Here is a 1,904-nt window from a genome sequence, read left to right on the forward strand (position 1 = left end):
TATTCCCACACTCCCCGCGCCCGGGTCCCACAATTCCCTTTTTTTACAAATATGAGATGCACCCAATAGTATCTGGGTGGCATACTACTCTCGATCAGGGAGTGAGATTTGACACCACCCGATCACCCGATCACCTTGACAGGTTGGCTAAGTTGGCTAGCGATCGCATCCAATAAAAGCTGGTCATGGCTCTTGAGGAAGAAGTGGTCGCCAGGAAACATTTGCAGGGTGAAGTCTTTCTGGGTCTGCTTGCGCCAAGCCTCAAGTTCCGAATCACTGACTTTGGGGTCGGATTTGCCACCAAACACTGTGATTGGGCAATCGAGGGGATCTGCGCTGGAGTAGAAGTAAGTTTCCAAAATCGCAAAGTCTGCTCGCAACACTGGGAGGAATAGCTCCATCAGCTCAGGATTTTCTAATGTTTCCTGTGGTGTTCCATTTAAGCGACCTAGTGACTGGATAAACTCATCATCAGGCAGTCGATGGATGGGTAGATTCAGATCCGGTAGCTGAGGAGCAGGGCTTGCAGAAACAAATACGTGAACTGGGCTTGGTAAGTTCTGTTTGCGTAACTCACGGGCAAGCTCAAAGCTAATTAATGCTCCTAAACTGTGACCGAAAAAGGCAAAAGGAATGTCTAAGTAAGGATGCAAAACAGGTGTTAGAGCCTGAATCAGAGGTGAGAGGCGAGTAAATGGCTCTTCTTCGAGTCGGTTTTCTCGCCCAGGCAATTGAATTGAACAAACCTCAATCTCTGGTGGTAGCAATTCTAACCAAGAGCGGAAGATAGAAGCACCAGCTCCTGCATAGGGGAAGCAGAATAGACGTAGTTTTGCTTGGGGATTCGGCTTTGGACAAGTGACCCAAAGATTGGCTTGAGGTACTACCTTCTCTGAAGAGTTCATTGTCCCTGAAGACTCATTAGTTGAATCCATCGAGTCCGTAGTGCTCGGTTTGCCTTGAGTTCCTTCATTAGGTGATGATTTGGCTTCTTTAACAACCAGCAATAAAACTTGGGTGATAAAATCCTCAATGCTTAAACTAATGAAGTATTCTAGAGGAACAACCACCTCCAGATCAGTCTCAATTTGATTCCTGAGCTCAACACCAACTATGGAGTCAAGTCCTAAGCTATGAAGGGGCTGCTGTAAGTCCAGTTGGCTGACACCAATTCCCATAACCCTCGCTAATAATTCTGTCAAGTAAGACTCCAACAGTCCCTGGCGTTCTTCTGGTTCTGCAGCCAGCAATTTAGCGCGGGTTAGACTTGGCTTGGCTTCCGGTGCGACACCATGATTAGGGGTGGATTTCCCATTAACTTCTGATGGCATGCTCAGGGTTACGGTTACCCCTGAACTCTCCTGTTCAGTTGAGTTAGGAACTACGTCCAACCAGTAACGCGATCGCTGCCAAGGATAAGAGGGCAACGAAACACACTGACCCCCAGATGGATAGCGTCGGCTCCAGTCTACTGGGTAGCCCTGGCTGTAGAGAGTACCCAAAGAACCCAACATAACTGCTCGTTCCCGTTGCTGTCGGCGTAGAGAAGGCAATACTGTTCCGTTTTTGCCTGAGTTCTTCAGACACTGGGAGATATTTATCCCTAGGACTGGGTGGGGGCTAATCTCTACAAATAGATTATGCTTGGTCTTGATAAGTTGATCAATGGCACCGGCAAAACGCACTGGCTCTCTGATATTGCGTCCCCAGTAGGCACCATCAAAATTTTCACCCTCATGAGCTAGACCTGTGACGGTTGAGATGATTGGAATAGATGCAGTTTGAGGTGTAATTCCTTGAAGCGATCGCACTAACTGCTCTTGAAATGGCTCCATCTGGGGACTGTGGAAAGCATAATTCACCCGCATCATCTTACAGAAAATCTGTCGCTGCTCAAGGGACTC

At 47.8% G+C, this 1,904-nt stretch carries 1 protein-coding gene; it reads right to left on the reverse strand.

The annotated features are described in order from the left end of the window. Positions 1-122 precede the first annotated feature (122 nt). Positions 123-1,904: alpha/beta fold hydrolase (locus F6K49_RS54000; protein ID WP_366514320.1), on the reverse strand; the 1,782-nt coding region annotated here is incomplete at its 5' end.

The sequence above is a fragment of the Moorena sp. SIO3I6 genome, from assembly GCF_010672095.1.